This is a genomic window from Ramlibacter sp., from assembly GCF_029866045.1.
Classification (GTDB): Bacteria; Pseudomonadota; Gammaproteobacteria; order Burkholderiales; family Burkholderiaceae_C; genus Ramlibacter.
Genome location: NZ_JARXAB010000162.1, coordinates 1 through 16,532 on the forward strand (window position 1 = coordinate 1; position 16,532 = coordinate 16,532).

16 protein-coding genes and 1 pseudogene are annotated in these 16,532 nt (G+C 67.1%); 10 read left to right on the forward strand and 7 right to left on the reverse strand.

Translation table 11 applies throughout. From position 1 onward, the window contains the following. The 4 genes and pseudogenes from QE494_RS16220 to QE494_RS16235 all read left to right on the forward strand — a co-directional run. Positions 1 to 456: pseudogene (locus QE494_RS16220) on the forward strand (electron transfer flavoprotein subunit beta/FixA family protein); the annotation flags it as partial. An 11-nt stretch (positions 457 to 467) separates the two neighbouring features. After that, complete coding sequence (locus QE494_RS16225) at positions 468 to 1,400, forward strand: electron transfer flavoprotein subunit alpha/FixB family protein (protein WP_300044973.1); 933 nt, start codon at positions 468 to 470, stop codon at positions 1,398 to 1,400. Positions 1,401 to 1,483: 83 nt separating this feature from the next. After that, complete coding sequence (locus QE494_RS16230) at positions 1,484 to 3,274, forward strand: acyl-CoA dehydrogenase (protein WP_300044975.1); 1,791 nt, start codon at positions 1,484 to 1,486, stop codon at positions 3,272 to 3,274. Between the two features lie 47 nt (positions 3,275 to 3,321). Continuing rightward, entirely contained in the window at positions 3,322 to 4,281 is a 960-nt protein-coding gene (locus QE494_RS16235; protein WP_300044977.1) for a nitronate monooxygenase family protein, read from the forward strand. A gap of 253 nt (positions 4,282 to 4,534) precedes the next feature. On the opposite strand, the gene QE494_RS16240 is transcribed toward QE494_RS16235, so the two are convergent. Together QE494_RS16240 and tsaE are read right to left on the reverse strand one after the other, a co-directional pair. Further along, the gene (locus QE494_RS16240) at positions 4,535 to 5,923 is read right to left on the reverse strand and encodes an N-acetylmuramoyl-L-alanine amidase (protein WP_300044980.1); all 1,389 of its coding nucleotides are present in this window, start codon (positions 5,921 to 5,923) and stop codon (positions 4,535 to 4,537) included. Beyond that, positions 5,920 to 6,387, reverse strand: a complete 468-nt coding sequence (tsaE, locus tag QE494_RS16245; protein WP_300044983.1) for a tRNA (adenosine(37)-N6)-threonylcarbamoyltransferase complex ATPase subunit type 1 TsaE — start codon at positions 6,385 to 6,387, stop codon at positions 5,920 to 5,922. Before tsaE ends, QE494_RS16240 begins: the two co-directional genes overlap by 4 nt. Before the next feature lie 93 nt (positions 6,388 to 6,480). Here tsaE and queG point away from each other — a divergent pair, with 93 nt between their 5' ends. Continuing rightward, a complete protein-coding gene (gene queG / locus QE494_RS16250) occupies positions 6,481 to 7,533 on the forward strand; it encodes a tRNA epoxyqueuosine(34) reductase QueG (RefSeq protein WP_300045052.1) in 1,053 nt (350 codons plus the stop codon). Between the two features lie 11 nt (positions 7,534 to 7,544). On the opposite strand, the gene QE494_RS16255 is transcribed toward queG, so the two are convergent. After that, positions 7,545 to 8,459, reverse strand: a complete 915-nt coding sequence (locus QE494_RS16255) for an AEC family transporter (RefSeq protein WP_300044985.1) — start codon at positions 8,457 to 8,459, stop codon at positions 7,545 to 7,547. A 195-nt stretch (positions 8,460 to 8,654) separates the two neighbouring features. On the opposite strand from QE494_RS16255, the gene QE494_RS16260 reads away from it, so the two are divergent. The 3 genes from QE494_RS16260 to QE494_RS16270 all read left to right on the forward strand — a co-directional run bounded on the left by QE494_RS16260 (position 8,655) and on the right by QE494_RS16270 (position 11,284). Next, on the forward strand, positions 8,655 to 9,635 hold the full coding sequence (locus tag QE494_RS16260; RefSeq protein ID WP_300044987.1) for a tripartite tricarboxylate transporter substrate binding protein BugE: 981 nt from the start codon (positions 8,655 to 8,657) through the stop codon (positions 9,633 to 9,635). Between the two features lie 40 nt (positions 9,636 to 9,675). After that, entirely contained in the window at positions 9,676 to 10,620 is a 945-nt protein-coding gene (gene xerD, locus QE494_RS16265; protein ID WP_300044989.1) for a site-specific tyrosine recombinase XerD, read from the forward strand. Between the two features lie 136 nt (positions 10,621 to 10,756). After that, positions 10,757 to 11,284 (forward strand): hypothetical protein, encoded by a 528-nt coding sequence (locus tag QE494_RS16270; RefSeq protein ID WP_300044992.1) that lies wholly within the window; start codon positions 10,757 to 10,759, stop codon positions 11,282 to 11,284. Between the two features lie 63 nt (positions 11,285 to 11,347). Here QE494_RS16270 and aroQ read toward each other — a convergent pair whose 3' ends face one another. From aroQ to QE494_RS16290, 4 genes are all read right to left on the reverse strand, one after another. Then, the gene (aroQ, locus tag QE494_RS16275; protein ID WP_300044995.1) at positions 11,348 to 11,797 is read right to left on the reverse strand and encodes a type II 3-dehydroquinate dehydratase; all 450 of its coding nucleotides are present in this window, start codon (positions 11,795 to 11,797) and stop codon (positions 11,348 to 11,350) included. A 151-nt stretch (positions 11,798 to 11,948) separates the two neighbouring features. Next, entirely contained in the window at positions 11,949 to 12,725 is a 777-nt protein-coding gene (locus QE494_RS16280; protein WP_300044998.1) for a formylglycine-generating enzyme family protein, read from the reverse strand. A 110-nt stretch (positions 12,726 to 12,835) separates the two neighbouring features. Then, positions 12,836 to 13,774 (reverse strand): isopenicillin N synthase family oxygenase, encoded by a 939-nt coding sequence (locus QE494_RS16285; RefSeq protein ID WP_300045000.1) that lies wholly within the window; start codon positions 13,772 to 13,774, stop codon positions 12,836 to 12,838. A gap of 29 nt (positions 13,775 to 13,803) precedes the next feature. Beyond that, on the reverse strand, positions 13,804 to 14,715 hold the full coding sequence (locus QE494_RS16290) for a ferritin-like domain-containing protein (RefSeq protein ID WP_300045002.1): 912 nt from the start codon (positions 14,713 to 14,715) through the stop codon (positions 13,804 to 13,806). Between the two features lie 152 nt (positions 14,716 to 14,867). Here QE494_RS16290 and QE494_RS16295 point away from each other — a divergent pair, with 152 nt between their 5' ends. Further along, positions 14,868 to 15,392, forward strand: a complete 525-nt coding sequence (locus QE494_RS16295) for a gamma carbonic anhydrase family protein (protein WP_300045005.1) — start codon at positions 14,868 to 14,870, stop codon at positions 15,390 to 15,392. A gap of 117 nt (positions 15,393 to 15,509) precedes the next feature. Then, the gene (locus QE494_RS16300) at positions 15,510 to 16,487 is read left to right on the forward strand and encodes an Hsp33 family molecular chaperone HslO (protein ID WP_300045007.1); all 978 of its coding nucleotides are present in this window, start codon (positions 15,510 to 15,512) and stop codon (positions 16,485 to 16,487) included. Positions 16,488 to 16,532: the final 45 nt, after the last annotated feature.

Below are 16,532 nucleotides of genomic sequence, written 5' to 3' on the forward strand. Positions count from 1 at the left end.
AAGGCCCTGGTGGACAAGGAGCAACCGCAACTGGTGATCCTGGGTAAACAGGCCATCGACGACGACTGCAACCAGACCGGTCAGATGCTCGCTGCCTTGGCCGACATGCCCCAGGCGACCTTTGCCTCCAAGGTGGAGATCGAGGGCGCGGGTGCCGGCGTGGCCAAGGTCACCCGCGAGGTTGATGGCGGCCTCGAGACCCTGCAGCTGTCGCTGCCGGCAGTGGTCACCACCGACCTGCGCCTCAACGAGCCGCGTTATGTGACGCTGCCCAACATCATGAAGGCCAAGAAAAAGCAGCTCGACACCTTCAGCCCGGCGGACCTGGGCGTCGACGTGGCCCCGCGCATCAAGACCCTGAAGGTCAATGAGCCCCCGAAGCGCTCGGCTGGCGTCAAGGTGGCCGATGTGGCCGCCCTGGTGGCCAAGCTCAAGAACGAAGCCAAAGTGATCTGAGGAACCCCGACATGACCTGCCTTGTCATCGCTGAACACGACAACGCCTCGATCAAGAGCGCGACCCTCAACACCGTGACCGCTGCCGCTGCCTGCGGCGGTGAGGTCCACGTTCTGGTGGCCGGCCACAACGCCGGCGCCGCCGCCCAAGCGGCCGCCCAGATCGCGGGCGTGGCCAAGGTGATCCACGCCGAGGGCGAGGGCTTTGCCCACGGCCTGGCCGAGAACGTGGCCGCCCAGGTGCTCGCCCTGGCTTCCAACTACAGCCACATCCTGTTTGCGGCCACCGCCAGCGGCAAGAACGCCGCCCCGCGCGTGGCCGCCAAGCTCGACGTCGCCCAAGTCTCGGACGTCACCCAGGTGATCAGCCCCGACACCTTCGAGCGCCCCATCTACGCCGGCAACGCCATTGCCACGGTGCAGGCCGGCGACGCCACTAAGGTGATCACCGTGCGCACCACCGGCTTTGATCCGGCCGCTACGACTGGTGGCTCCGCAGCCATCGAGACCGCCACTGCCGTAGTCGCCAGCGCCAAGAGCCAGTTCCTGGGCTCGGAAATCGCCAAGAGCGACCGGCCCGAGCTCACCGCGGCCAAGATCATCGTCTCGGGCGGCCGGGCGCTGGGCAGCGCGGAGAAGTTCGCCGAGGTGATGACGCCGCTGGCCGACAAGCTCGGCGCCGCCATGGGTGCCAGCCGCGCCGCGGTCGATGCGGGCTACGCACCCAACGACTGGCAGGTGGGCCAAACCGGCAAGATCGTCGCGCCCCAGCTTTATGTGGCGGCGGGCATCTCGGGCGCCATTCAGCACCTGGCTGGCATGAAAGACTCCAAGGTGATCGTGGCGATCAACAAGGACCCCGAAGCGCCCATCTTCAGCGTGGCCGACTACGGCCTCGAGGCCGACCTCTTCACCGCTGTGCCGGAGTTGGTGCAGGCGCTTTAAGCGCCTGGTCGCCCCGCCCCTGAGGCCCGCGCTCAAAGGCATCGCAAGCGATGCCTTTTTTTTAGATTTCAGGAGACACCGTCATGAGTTTCACCGCCCCCGTCAAGGACCTGATGTTCAACATCCGCCACTTGGCGAACATCGACGAGATTGCCAAGATCCCCGGCTTCGAGGATGCCGGCTTCGAGACGGCGCAGGCGGTGGTGGAGGAGTGCGCCAAGTTCAACGAGGGCGTGGTGGCCCCGCTCAATTGGGTGGGCGACCAGAAGCCTTCCTCGTGGAAGGACGGCGTCGTGTCCACCACCCCGGGCTTCAAGGAGGCCTACCAGCAGTTTGCCGAGGGCGGCTGGCAAGGCCTGCAGCACCCAGTGGATTTCGGCGGCCAGGGCCTGCCCAAGACGATCGGTGCGGCGTGCGGCGAGATCATCAACAGCGCCAACCTGAGCTTTGCCCTGTGTCCCATGCTCACCGATGGTGCGATTGAGGCCCTGCTCACCGCTGCCTCTGACGAGCTCAAGGCGACCTACCTCGAAAAGCTCGTGACCGGCGAGTGGACCGGCACCATGAACCTCACCGAGCCCCAGGCCGGCTCAGACCTGTCCATGGTGCGCTCGCGTGCCGAGCCCCAACCCGATGGCACCTACAAGGTGTTCGGCACCAAGATCTACATCACCTATGGCGAGCACGACATGGCGGACAACATCGTCCACCTGGTGCTCGCCCGTGTCACCGGTGCGCCCGAGGGCGTCAAGGGCATCAGCCTGTTCGTCGTGCCCAAGGTCATGGTGAACAAGGATGGCTCGCTGGGCGCGCGCAATGACGTCCACTGCGTGAGCATCGAGCACAAGCTGGGCATCAAGGCCTCGCCGACCGCGGTGCTGCAGTACGGCGACCAGGGCGGTGCCGTGGGCTACCTCGTGGGCCAGGAAAATCGCGGCCTCGAGTACATGTTCATCATGATGAATGCCGCCCGCTATGCGGTGGGCGTGCAGGGCATTGCTCTGGCCGAGCGGGCTTACCAGAAGGCGGTGCAGTACGCCCGTGACCGGGTGCAGTCACGCCCGGTGGACGGCAGCCTGAATGCCGCGGCCCCCATCATTCACCACCCCGACGTCAAGCGCATGCTGCTCACGATGCGCGCCTATACGGAGGGTTGCCGCGCCATGGCCTCGGTGGCCGCTGCTGCCTACGACGCAGCCCACCATCACCCGGATTCCGAGGTGCGCAAACAGAACCAGGCTTTCTACGAATTCATGGTGCCCCTGGTCAAGGGCTACAGCACCGAGATGAGCCTGGAGGTGGCCTCGCTGGGCGTGCAGGTGCACGGCGGCATGGGCTTCATTGAGGAGACCGGCGCTGCGCAGTACCTGCGCGACTCGAAGATTCTGGCCATTTACGAGGGCACGACCGCCATCCAGGCCAATGACCTCGTGGGCCGCAAGACCGCCCGCGATGGCGGGCAGACCCCGCGCGCCATCGCCACCCAAATCGAGCAGACCGAGGGTGAGCTGGTTCGCAGTGGCAGCGCCGATGCCTTGGCCGTGGCCAAGCGACTGGCAGCCGCTCGGCGCGCCTTCCTGGACGTGGTCGATTTCGTCGCCGGCCAGGCCAAGGCCTCGCCCAATGCAGTCTTTGCAGGCTCGGTGCCCTACCTGATGCTGGCAGGCAACTTGATGGCCGGCTGGCAGCTGGGGCGCGCCCTGCTGGTGGCCCAGACGCAGGCGGCCCAGGTTGACGACCGGGTCTTCATGCAGGCCAAGGTGATCACCGCCCGCTTCTACGCCGACCACATCCTCTCCAAAGCACCCGGCATTCGCGACAGCATCGTCGAAGGCGCCGACGCGGTGGTGGCGATGCCGCTCGAGGCCTTCTGAGCAACGACCTCGCCTTGCACTCCCCCGACTGAACCAGGAGATCCTCTATGAGCCGCCTTCCCCCCACGCTGCAAAAGCTCCCCCTCCCCATCATCGGCTCGCCGCTCTTCATCATCAGCAACCCGCAGCTGGTGATCGAGCAGTGCAAGGCCGGCGTGGTGGGCTCCATGCCTGCGCTCAACGCCCGGCCGGCGTCACAGCTTGATGAGTGGCTGCACGAGATCACCGAAACCCTTGCCGCCTACAACCAGGCCAACCCGGACAAGCCGGCCGCACCCTTTGCCATCAACCAGATCGTCCATAAGAGCAATGACCGGCTCGAGCACGACCTGGAGATGGTGGTGAAGTACAAGGTCCCGATCATCATCACCTCGCTGGGTGCGCGCCCCGAGCTCAACGCCGCGGTGCACTCTTATGGCGGCGTGGTGCTGCACGACATCATCAACGATGCCTTTGCCCGCAAGGCGATCGAGAAGGGTGCCGACGGCCTGATTGCGGTGGCCGCGGGCGCAGGCGGCCATGCCGGCACCAAGAGCCCCTTCGCGCTGGTGCAGGAAATCCGCCAGTGGTTCGACGGCCCGATCGCGCTCTCTGGCTCCATCGCCACCGGCGGCGCGGTACTCGCAGCCCAGGCCATGGGTGCGGACTTCGCCTACATCGGCTCGGCCTTTATCGCCACCCACGAGGCACGCGCCTCCGAGGCCTACAAACAGGCTATCGTCGACTGCAACAGCGACGACATCGTCTACTCCAACCTCTTCACCGGGGTGCACGGCAACTACCTCAAGCCCTCCATCGTGGCGGCCGGCCTGGACCCAGAACACCTGCCCGAGTCCGACCCGACAAAGATGAACTTCGGTGGCGACGCGGCGAAGGCCTGGAAGGATATCTGGGGCAGCGGCCAGGGCATCGGCGCGGTCAAGTCGGTAACCTCCACTGCCGAACTGGTGGGGCGCCTCAAGCGCGAATACGAAGAGGCGCGTTCGCGTATTTGCGAGGCGCGCTGAGTTTTTCGCCGGGGCATCGTGGGTCTTTTGCCTGCAACGCGTCGTGTGCGCGGTGCGGGCGCCGCTCCCCTCACCCGAACGATTTCACGCAAACATCCAAACGACCGCGGAAAAATCTGTGCGCCCGACATCTTTCGCCGACGACAAGCACTGGGGATGCGGTAGGGAGCCCGCAGGGCCCCCGCATCGAAGCCGCCGGGCCCCTACCGCATCCCCAGTGCGTGCCACGCCAAGCGCCAAAGCGCCAAAGCACTCACACCGGCCGGTTACGTGCCAGCGGCGGATTCGCGGCGAAGTAGCGCAGGATGCCGCGCAGCAGTGCATCGGCCAGTTGCTCCTGGTACTCGGGGCTGCGCAGGCGCTGCTCTTCTTCCGGGTTGGAGATGAAGGCTGTTTCGACCAGCACCGAGGGAATATCGGGCGCCTTGAGTACCGCGAAACCCGCTTGCTCCACCTGCGCCTTGTGCAGACGCCCGACCTGGCCGATTTCGCCCAGCATCGCGCTGCCCAATCGCAAACTGTCCTTGATCTGCGCGGTGGTACTCATGTCCAGAAGCACCCGCGCCACATGCGGGTCTTGCGCCTTCACATTCGCACCGCCGATCAGGTCGGCCTTGTTCTCCTTGTCGGCCATCCAGCGCGCGGCGCTGCTCGAGGCACCGCCCTCGCTCAGTGCGAAGACGCTGGCACCGCGCGCGGTGGGTGTGAAGAAAGCATCGGCGTGGATGCTCACGAACAGATCAGCCTGTACCCGGCGGGCCTTGTTCACCCGAACATGAAGGGGCACGAAGAAGTCGGCGTCGCGGGTCAGGAAGGCGCGCAAGGGGCTGCCTCCGATGCTGGCCTCGTTCAGTCGCTGCTGCAGGCGCAGGGCCACCTTTAGCACCACATCTTTTTCGCGCGTGCCGCCGGGTCCGATGGCGCCCGGGTCCTCGCCTCCATGGCCCGGGTCCAGGGCGACGACGATCAGGCGGTCGACCTTGGGTGCAGGCGGCGGCGCGGGTATCGGGGCGAAACCAGGCTCGCGTTGGGCCTGCCGGGCGATCAACTCGCCCAGGGGGTCGTTGCTGGGAGGGAGCAGGGGAGCGGGTGGGGTCACCGGTCCCATCACCGGCCCGCGCGTCTGCGTGCGCTCGGCGATCAGCGCCTCAAGCGGGTCGACCGCCCGCGCCGGGTAAAAGTCCAGCACCAGTCGGTTTCTGTACGGCTCCACCGGCGCCAGATTGAAGACCTGGGGCAGGGCTGCTTGCTTGAGATCGATCACCAGACGCACCGTCCCCGGCTGGTACTGGCCGACGCGGATGCCGGCGATGTTGGGATCGTCTGCCCGCACCTTGGCAACCAGCTCGCGCAGTTGGGGTGAAAGCTCAACGCCATCTATATCGACCGCGAGCCGCGGCGGGTTGGTGATCTGGGTTTGGCGGGTCACCAGATTGGCGTCGGACTCGATGGTGACCCGGCTGTAGTCGGGCGCGGGCCAGATCCGTACCGAGAGGATGCCGGCACCACGCGCGATCTGCTGCGCGCCCAGGAGCAGCACCAGGGTGCCGGCCTGAATTAGGTCCCGGCGTCGCAGGCCGGCGCTGGTCTCTGAGGCTCCGACCCGAATGGACGCCGAATGGCGGGAGGCCGACCGCGTCATCCACCCTCCATCAGCCGCGCCCCACGTGGGCTGCCGGCGTGGGCCGTGACCTGGCGGCTGTCGTCGTCCAAAGTGTCGAGTGTGAGCACCAGGTCGGGCGTGGGCAGCAGGCCCGCGGCCTTGTCGGGCCATTCGGCCAGCTTCAGGCCCGGGCTGGCGAACAGGTCTCGAAAGCCAGCATCCTCCCACTCGCGGGGATCGTTGAAGCGGTAGAAGTCGAAGTGCCAGATTGCCAGCGGCGGGCCGCCGGCCTGGGCGGGCGGGGCCTCGTGGGGCTCGACCACCGCGTACGTGGGGGATTTGATCCGGCCCGCTACGCCCAGCGCGCGCAGCAGGTGACGCACAAAGGTCGTTTTGCCTGCGCCAAGGTCGCCGCGCAGTTCGATGAAAGCGTCACGGATGTCGTCGCGGGCAGCCAGCGCCTGGGCGAACGCGGCGGTGTCCTGCTCCGAACGCCAGCGCATGCAGCGGGGCGGAGGCAGGGGGTTTCCTACAATCGGCGAGTGAAATCCGGCAGCGGTCACGGCGAGTTTGACGGTCCTTCCCTGGTCGCAGAGATCGGGCGCTGGGCCCATGAGCTCGGATTCTCCCAAATTGGCGTGGCGGGTATCGATCTTTCCTCCGCCGAGCAGGGTCTTCTCGATTGGCTGGACCGGGGCTTCCACGGCGAGATGGGCTACATGGCGGCGCATGGCCTCAAGCGGGCGCGGCCGGCAGAACTGGTCCCGGGCACGGTCAGCGTGCTCACCGCCCGCATGAACTACCTGCCCCAGCATAGCGCCGAAGACTGGCAAGCCCTCGAGTGGCAGCGGCTTGCGCAGCCGGCCGAGGGTGTGGTGTCGCTCTACGCCCGCGGACGGGATTACCACAAGGTGCTGCGCGCCCGCCTGCAGAAGCTGGCTGATCGCATTGCGGGCCGCGTGGGACCGCTGGGCCACCGCGTGTTCACCGACTCCGCGCCGGTCCTGGAGGCCGAGCTGGCGACCTGCAGTGGCCTGGGCTGGCGCGGCAAGCACACCTTGGTGCTGCACCGGGAGGCCGGCTCGATGTTTTTCCTCGGCGAGATCTTTCTAGACCTGGCGCTGCCGACCACGGCGCCAGTTGAGGCCCATTGCGGCAGTTGCAGCGCCTGCATGGACCTGTGTCCCACCGGCGCCATCGTGGGCCCAGGACAATTGGACGCACGCCGTTGCATCTCTTACCTCACCATCGAGCACCCGGGCCCCATCCCGGAGGACCTGCGGCCACAAATGGGCAACCGCATCTACGGCTGCGACGACTGCCAGCTGGCTTGCCCCTGGAACAAGTTTGCCCAACGCAGTCCCTTGCCGGATTTCGATCCGCGCGACGGCCTGGCGGGCAGCACGCTCGCTTCGCTGCTGGCCTGGGACGAGCCGGAGTTTTTGCGCCGCACCGAGGGCAGCGCGATCCGCCGCATCGGCCATGAGCGCTGGCTGCGCAATGTGGCGGTGGCGGCCGGCAATGCCCTGCGGCAACTGGCGCCCGGTGCCGAACGCGAAGCCTTGGCGCGCGCCCTGCAGGCACGGTCCGCGCACCCCAGCGACCTGGTGCAGTCGCATGTGGCCTGGGCCCTGGCCCAGACAGCCTGAGCGCGGCAGCCTCAGCCCGGGGGCTTGAGCAGCCCCAGGGCGAAGGTCAAACTGACCGCGCCGAGCGCATGAGACAGCGTGACCAAGGCGCCCACCAAGGGGCCGTTGTAGCCCATCTTGCTGGCCAACACGTAGCTCGAGGGCGCAGTGGGCATGGCAGAAAACGCCAGCAAAACGCCGGTCTGTAGCGGGTCCAGGCGCAGTAGGCGCGCGATGACAAAGGCGGCCAGAGGCATCCACAGGTGCTTGACCAGCAGCACCGAGACCGCCAGGGCCTTGGCCCGGCCCAGGCTGGCGAACTGCATGCCGGCCCCGGCGGCCATCAGGCCCAGGGCGATGGCCGCTTGGCTGATGCGGGTCGCCGCTGGCTCCATCCAGCCTGGCAGGGACAGGCCGGCCAGGTTGGCTGCCAGGCCCGAGACGGTGGCGATGATCAGCGGATTGCGCACCAGCGCTGCGCCGAAGTGCGTGCCCGCATGACGCGCCATCGGCCAGACTGCCGCCACGTTGAACACCGGCACGCAAATTCCGATGAGGAGCGCCACCAGCGCCACCCCGGGGCCGCCGGCCATGCGCTCGACGATGGCCAGGGTGATGTAGCTGTTGAAGCGAAACGCAATCTGCGCGCTGGCGGCATGCTCGCGGATGTCGACATGCCGGCGCAGCCAGGGCAGGTGGGGGATGGCGTAGGCCAGTGCGATGCCGGTGGCTGCCAGGGCCAGGCCGGCGGCGACCATGTTCGAGGTTGCGCCCAGGTCCAATGGCTTTCGCACGATGGCCTGGAACAGCAGCACCGGAAACAGAAAGTAGTAGACCAGCCCGTCGACCCGCTGCCACACATCGCGCCCCAGCGCGGTGTAGCGGCATACGAGCCAGCCGATGATGATGAGGGAAAAATCCGGAAACAGCAGCTCGAAGAAATTCACCCGCTGAGGATACCAAGGGCGCGCGTGTCCCTCTCAGACCTGCTCCCAGGAGTGCTATGGCGCGCTCGCCAGGGGCCTGCCCTGGCGGATTCTTGCAATATTCCCTAGCTTCCTGGGGGCCAATCCCCATGGCCGGTCGCTCCGTACGCCGCTAATATGGGCGCCTTTCCACCCACCATCCTCGAGAGGAATGTGATGAAACGCCGCCAATGGTTTGCCCTGTCCCTGTCTGCCTGCGCCCTGTTGGCCACCAGCGCTGGCTCTGCGCTGGCCCAGGCCTATCCGAACAAGCCTGTGCGTCTGGTGGTGCCCTTCGCACCCGGCGGCACCACCGACATCGTGGCGCGGGTCATCTCCGAGCCCCTGGGCAAGGTTCTGGGCCAGAGCGTGATTGTGGAAAACCGGGCCGGCGGCGGCGGCATCGTCGGTGCGGGTGAAACCGTCCGCTCGGCGCCCGACGGTTACGCCCTGGGCGTAGCCACCGTTTCGACCACTGCAACCAATCCGGCGATCAATCCCAAGACGCCTTACAACCCGCTCACCGACTTCACGCCGATCATCAACATCGCGGCTACGCCCAATGTGATCGCGGTGCACCCGAGCTTCCCGGCCAAGGACCACAAGACCTTCCTCGAAGTTCTCAAGAACAACCCGGGCAAGTACTCTTTTGCGTCCTCCGGCACCGGCGGCATCGGCCACCTGCAGATGGAGCTCTACAAGAGTCTCACCAGCGCATTGATCCTGCACGTCCCCTATAGCGGCGCCGGCCCGGCCCTCAACGACACCGTGGCGGGCCATGTGCCCGTGATTTTCGACAACCTTCCCTCTGCCCTTCCCTTCATCAAGGAGGGTAAGCTGGTCGCGATTGCGGTGGCCGCGCCGCAGCGCCTGGCGGTGCTGCCCAATGTGCCCACCTTCAAGGAGTTGGGCCTGGAGCCAGTGAACCGCATGGCCTACTACGGCATCCTCGGCCCCAAGGGCCTGCCCCGTGATGTGGTCGACAAGGTGCACACCGGTACGATGAAGGCGCTGCAGGACCCGGCGGTGCGCAAGCGCATCGAGGACACCGGCTCCCTGGTGATCGGCAACTCGCCGCAGGAATTCGCCGCCCAGATCGAGGCCGAATTCAAGGTCTACAAGAACGTGGTGGATACCGCCAAGCTGCGCCTCGATTGAGACCCCCACTGAGAACACGCCTGCCAGCGCGTGCTCTGCATTGAAAGCCCGCCACACAGCAGTCGGCTCTGACGCTGGCTCTGGCGAAGACGCCCCGGCAAGGTCTGATCCAGCGGTCGACCTCTTTATCGACGCCCTCTGGCTCGAGGAGGGCTTGGCCCGCAACACCTTGGACGCCTATCGGCGTGACTTGGGGGCCTTCTCCGCCTGGCTGGCCGGGCAGGGGCTGCCCCTCGACAGCGCAGGCGAGCATGATCTGGCCGGCTACTTCGCCGCCCGTCACGCACAGACCAAGGCCACCTCGGCCAATCGGCGCTTGGCGGTGCTGCGGCGCTACTTCCGCTGGGCCCTGCGCGAGGGTCGGGTGCGGGTCGATCCGACCCTCAAGACGCCCTCGGCCAAGCGGCCGCTGCGGGTACCCAAGTCTCTTTCGCAAAGTCAGGTCGAGGCGCTGCTGGCTGCCCCCGATGTGCGGACGCCGCTGGGCCTGCGGGACCGGGCCATGCTCGAGTTGATCTACGCCAGCGGTCTGCGTGTCAGCGAGTTGGTCACGCTCAAGGTGATCAACGTGAGTTTGTCTGAGCACGTGGTGCGGGTCTTGGGCAAGGGCGCAAAGATCCGCCTGGTGCCGTTCGGGGAGGTCGCGCGTGACTGGCTGGTACGCTATCTGGAGGAGGCCCGCGGCGAGATCCTCGGCGCCCAGCAGACGGACGACCTGTTTGTGACCGCACGTGGCGCCGGCATGACCCGGGCCATGTTTTGGGTCATTGTGAAGAAGTGTGCGCAGCAGGCCGGAATTACCGCGCCGCTCTCGCCGCACACCCTGCGTCATGCCTTCGCCACGCACCTGCTCAACCACGGCGCAGACCTGCGTGCGGTGCAGATGCTGCTGGGGCATGCAGACATCTCTACCACCACGATATACACCCATGTGGCGCGTGAGCGGCTGAAACAGCTGCATGCGAAGCACCACCCTCGGGCCTGAGGTTGGGCTCCGGGCGGCCGTTGGCGGGCTTGCAGGACCCGATAACTGTGCAGGAATGCCGCTGCTGCCGGTAGCCCCTGTTAATCCTGCCAGACCGGCCGCGCTACCCGGAAGCGTTTGGGGCAATCTGCCCACCATGCTCAAACGCTCTTACTTCGACATGAGTGGCTTGCGCGGCCAGCGGCTGCGCAACTTGCTTCAGCACGGTTCCCAGACGCTGGCGCCGGCGGCCATCCGTGAGAGCGACTGGGACAGCTGGACCTTGCCGGAGCACGGCATCTCCGGCCGTGACGCGCGGCGTCTGGCCCTGGCCATGGAAGTGCTGCACGCTTGGGTTTTTTATCTGGCCCGCGCTTCCGATGTGCGCCATGCGCAGGAGCGCGTGCCGGTGCTCGAACTGGCCATTTCCGAAGACACCATTGCCCGTTGCCAGGAGCCAGGCTTTTCAGAAATGGGCGGGGAGGACTTGCTGATGTTTCCCCACAGCACATCCTTCGCGGTGCTGCGCACCGCCCAGGGGCCCACCCACTATGGAGGGGTGCCGCATTTCATTGCCATTGTCCGCGGCGACCCGGGCTCGCTCGGCCCAGGCATCACCGACGACAACCTGCCAGAGGTACGTCCCTGGCGTCGGCCTCGGGCAGAGGGCGCAGGAGGCGCCTAGGCTGCCTAGGCAGCCTAGGTCTTTGGTGGGGTCGCTCTGCCAGCCACCAAGGCCGGCAAGCTCTCACCTCGCCATGTCTGCCAGCGCGCCGATCGCTAGGGAATAGCCAGGCACGCCGAAGCCGGCCATCACTGCTTTGGCGGCCGGTGAGATGTAGCTGTGGTGGCGGAAGCTTTCGCGGGCGTGCACGTTGCTGATGTGTAGCTCGATCACCAGGGCGCCCGCGCCTTTGATTGCGTCATGCAGCGCGATGCTGGTATGCGTGTACGCGCCTGCGTTGAGGATCACGCCGGCTGCTTTGCCCTCGGCCTGGGCACGGCCGGCTTCGTGGATCCAGGTGACCAACTCACCCTCGTGGTTGGTCTGGCGAAAGTCCAGGGCCAGCCCGTGCCGGGCGCAGGCCTCGCGGCACAGGGTCTCGACGTCGCCGAGAGTCTGGGAGCCGTAGACCTGGGGCTCACGCGTGCCCAGCAGGTTGAGGTTGGGGCCGTTGAGGACGTAGGCGGTTTTCATGGCTTGTGTGCTGGGTTCAGAGGTTCGCAGTGTTCGCGGGCATCTGCTGCCCCTGCGCTGGAGGCAGCGGGCAAGCGGGTCGCCAGAAGCGTAGCAGACTCGACAGGCGGTCTGCACCCCGCCGGCGGCAGCGCGCCGGTCCCTGCCGCCCTCAGGGCAGACTGCGGGCGCAACGAAAGCCGATGTACACGACGGCGGTGTCGCGCGGCTTGGACTGCAGGTGCTCGTGGTGCATTTGTGCCGTCCCGTACCACCAGGAGCCACCCCGGGTCGGTCGCTCGGCCCCCGGGCCGCCGTCGTCCGTCCACTCCCAGACATTGGCCGCCATCTCGTGCAGCCCATTCACGCCGGCGGGCGTGCTGCCCACCGCCGCATGGCCCCGACCGCGCGAGGTGACTTGACGCGGTTCTGCGAGGACGGTCGGGGTCATGCCGCATCCTTCGGCGCAGTTGGCGCCAGCCGGGGATTCGCCGGTGGGGAAGGGGTAGCGGCGGCCGGTGACGAAGCCAGCCGGCGGCTTGGGCCGCCTCTCGGTATAGGCCGCTTCCATCCATTCGGCGTCGGTGGGCAGGCGCTTGCCCGCCCATCGGCAGAAAGCCTGGGCCTCGTCGAAGCGCAGGTGGACTGCCGGTTCCCGGTCGCTGCCAGGGCGGCCAAACGGCGATTGCCAGGTCCAGCCCGTGCGGCGCACCCAGCCGCCTTCGAAGGTGGAGCCACCTCCATCCCGTTCAGCTTGGCTGACGAAGCCGGTGGCCCGGGCGAACTCGCGGAATGCGCCAAGGGTCACCTCGGTGCGGTCGATCTCGAAGCGCCCCACGGTCTGCATCCCCGCGCCCGCGCGAGGAGCCTCTGGCGCCGCGGCTGAGGCGAGGCCGGCGCAGTACGAGGCCATGGTCAGGGCAAGTGCGGTTGGCAGGCGGCGATGCATGCGGCAGGTTCCTGGTTCGGGAATGTCTGTTGGCGAGCAAGTGGGCAATGTAGCCGCGCCCGCAAGGCCCCAGCCGGCGTGGGGCTCAACCCAAGGGCACAAGCTGGGACTCAGCCTGCCTCGCCGCCGTAGGTGGCCTGCAGCCGTTGCCGCAGGTGTTCGGCGGCGGTGATGGGCGGGTGACGGGGCGCCTGCCCGGCGGGGACGCAGCCGGGCAGGGCGCTGACCAGCGCGTCTGGGTTGGGGTCGAGGAAAAAGGCGATCGAGTGCCGCAGACGCGGTGGCGCGCCGACCCGGTGCGGGGTGGACAGATAAACGTCGTTGGACCAGCGCATCAGGCAGTCGCCGATGTTGCACATGAAGGCACCCGGCAGGTGTGGCGCGTCGATCCAGCGGCCGTCCCGGCTTTGCACCTGCAAGCCCGGCACGCCGTCCGTGGCCAGCAGGGTGACGTTGCCATAGTCGGTATGGGCGCCGGCACCTGCCTGGGCGCCGCCGCTCGTCCCTGATTGGGTCGTCGGTGCCGGTGGGTAGCGCAGGAAGCGCAGGGTCGCCATCGGCTGGTCGAGCTTGTCGGCGAAGAAGTCCTCGGCCAAGCCCAGGTCTAGGGCGAAGGCCCGATGCAGTCGCCGGCCAACTGCCAGCACCGCGTCGAAATAGGCCTGCACCGGCGTTTGCCAGCCCGCGATCGGTGGCCAGAGGTTGGCGGGGCGATCCGGTGCACCGTCCCAGACCAAGTTGTAGGCCTCCTTCAGGTCGGGGGCCGCCTTCTCGTCGAGCGACTCCACGCCCAGGGCCACATAGCCTCGGTTGTGGCCGTGGCGGCGGATGGACAAGGCCTCTTTGGCCCCGGCTTCCAGCTCGAACAGCCGCTGCCCAGCCTCGAAGGCCTGCGCCATTTGTGTGGCCGGGATGCCGTGACCAGTGATCGCGAAAAAGCCGATGTCCCGGCATGCCGCGCCGACCGCGTGGGCGACCGCACGGCGGGCGGCGAGGTCGCCACCTGACAGGGCGGCGATGTCGATCAGGGGTATCTGGTCGGGCTGCATGGTTGTCTGCGTGTTCAGCCGGTAAGGGCTCAGGTTGCGGGTGCGAGCCGGTCGGCCGCAGGCTGCTCGGCCTGCAAGAAGGCGAGCTCCTCGTCCGAAAAGCCTGCGCGCCGGCGGGCGGCGGCGTTGAAGGGCGGGTGCAGTCGGGGCGCGGCGTAGCGCACCACCAGCGTGGGGTAATGCGCCACCGGGTCCAGTCCCTCACGGGCACAGAGCCAGCGGTACCAGTGGTTCCCAATGGCCACATGGCCCACTTCGTCGCGCAAGATGATGTCCAGTACCTCGACGGTCTCGAGCGCCAGCGGCGTGCCGACAGCCCGCAGCTTGTTCTGGATCTGGGGTGTGGCGTCCAGGCCGCGCGCCTCCAGCGTGCGGGGCACCAGGGCCATGCGGGCGACGATGTCGTCCTGGGTGCGCAGGCACATGGTCCAGAGGTTGTCGTGGGCGTCGAAGTCGCCATAGGCATGGCCCAGCTTTCGCAGCAGTTCGGCGAGCAGGCCATGGTGGTAGGCCTCCTCGGCCGCGACACGCACCCAGTCTTGGTGAAAGGCGGGTGGCATGCCGTCAAAGCGCCAGGCTGCGTCGAGCGCCAGGTTGATCGCATTGAACTCGATGTGCGCAATGGCATGCACCAGGGCAGCCAGGCCCTCTGGCTTGTGCGGTGACCGCCGCGGCACCTTGGCTGGGTGTACCAGGTCTGGACGGACTGGGCGGCCGGGCAACTCACCCTGGCAGGGTGGACGGTTTTCGGCGATCGATAGCCGGGGCCCGAGCCCGCTCGCCAGCCCTGAGGTGGCGGGTGCCACGGCCCTCCCGCTTTTGTCAACCAGCGGCGCCTGGTCTGGCGCGGTGCTGGCGTGCAGGGTCTGCGCCAGGGCGCACTTGGCCGCCGGGTCGGGCTCGAGCAGGGCCGCCAAGGCCAGGGCGCGCAGTTCAGACATCGCCCGCGATTGTGTCACGCAGCCCTGGCGAGCCAGGCGGTGAGTGAACGGCTTGCAAGCAGCCGGCGTCTTGTCGCACAAAGGCCAGCTGGGGCGGGCCTGCCTACAATCGGTGCCAGATCTCTGGGTCTCCCATCTTCGAAGGCAACAGCATGGCTCTCTACGAAATCGACGGAAAATCCCCCCGGCTTGGCAGCGGCGTCTGGGTGGCCGACAGCGCTGACGTGGTGGGGGATGTGGAAATTGGCGACAACGCCAGCGTCTGGTTCGGCGTGGTGATCCGCGGTGACAACGAGACGATTCGCATCGGCAAGGGCAGCAATGTGCAGGACCTGTCGGTGCTGCACTCCGACCAAGGCAAGCCGCTGTCCATCGGCAATAACGTGACGCTGGGCCATCAGGTCATGGTTCACGGCTGCACCATCGGCGACAACAGCCTGATTGGCATAGGATCTGTCGTTCTCAATGGCGCGGTCATTGGCCGCAACTGCATCGTCGGTGCAGGCAGCGTGGTCACCGAGGGCAAGGAATTTCCCGACAACTCCCTCATCATTGGCAGCCCGGCCAAGGTGGTGCGTACGCTCGATGACGCAGCCGCCGCGCGGCTTGCAGCCAGCGCTGAGAACTACATCGCCAACAGCCGCCGCTTCGCCCGTGGGCTGAAGAAGGTCGGCTGACAGGGCCCCGGGCCCTTGCCTGCATTGCCGAGTCTGGCCTCACTGCCTGATTCCACGCCCGATCCCCCGCCTGACCCCGCGCGCCTGATCCCACGCGCCTATTTGCCGGACATCCCCGTGAGCGAACTCCACAAGTTTCTTTTCGACGGCCTGCCTGTGCGCGGCATCATTGTTCGCCTCACCGATGCTTGGACCGAGGTGTTGCAGCGCCGGCAGCTCAATACCGGTACCGGGCCCTGGGCGCCCGAAGTCGCCGAGTTGATGGGGCAGATGGCCGCCGCAGGCGCCCTGATGCAGTCCAACATCAAGTTCAACGGCGCGCTGGTCCTGCAGATCTTCGGCGATGGGCCGGTGAAGGTCGCGGTCGCCGAGGTGCAGCCCGACCTGTCCTTGCGCGCCACCGCCAAGGTGGTGGGCGACGTGCCCGCTGGTGCCCGCTTGCCGCAAATGGTCAACGTCGGCAACCAGGGCCGCTGCGCCATCACCCTGGACCCACGCGACAAGTTCCCTGGCCAGCAGCCTTACCAGGGCGTGGTGCCTCTGCACGGCGACCGCCTGGAGAAGCTCGAGCGCTTGTCTGAGGTGCTCGAGCACTACATGCTCCAGTCCGAGCAACTCGACACCAAGCTGATCCTGGCCGCCGATGAGAAAGTGGCGGCTGGCCTGTTGATCCAGCGGCTGCCGGTGGAGGGTGAGGGCAATCTGGCCGGCTCTTTCGTGAGCAGCGCCAACGAGGACGCGATTGGCGTCAACGAGGACTACAACCGCATTGCGACCCTCGCGGCTAGCCTGACCGCCCAGGAGCTGCTCGAGCTCGACGTGGACACCGTACTTCGCCGCTTGTTCTGGGATGAAAAGGTTCTGCGCTTTGCGCCTCAGACGCCGCGCTTTGCCTGCAGTTGCAGCCGCGACCGGGTCTCCAGCATGATCCGCAGCCTGGGACAGCAAGAGGCCGAGGACATCCTGGCCGAACGCGGCGACATCGAGGTTGGTTGTGATTTTTGCGGCCACCAGTACCGCTTTGACGCTGTCGACGCCGCCCGCCTGTTCACCTCGCCGGGCGATCAGCCACCGGTCCCTCGGGCAGTGCAGTAGTCACTCGGCGGTCCGCGCGCGCCGCTGGCCTACCCCGTCGCCGCA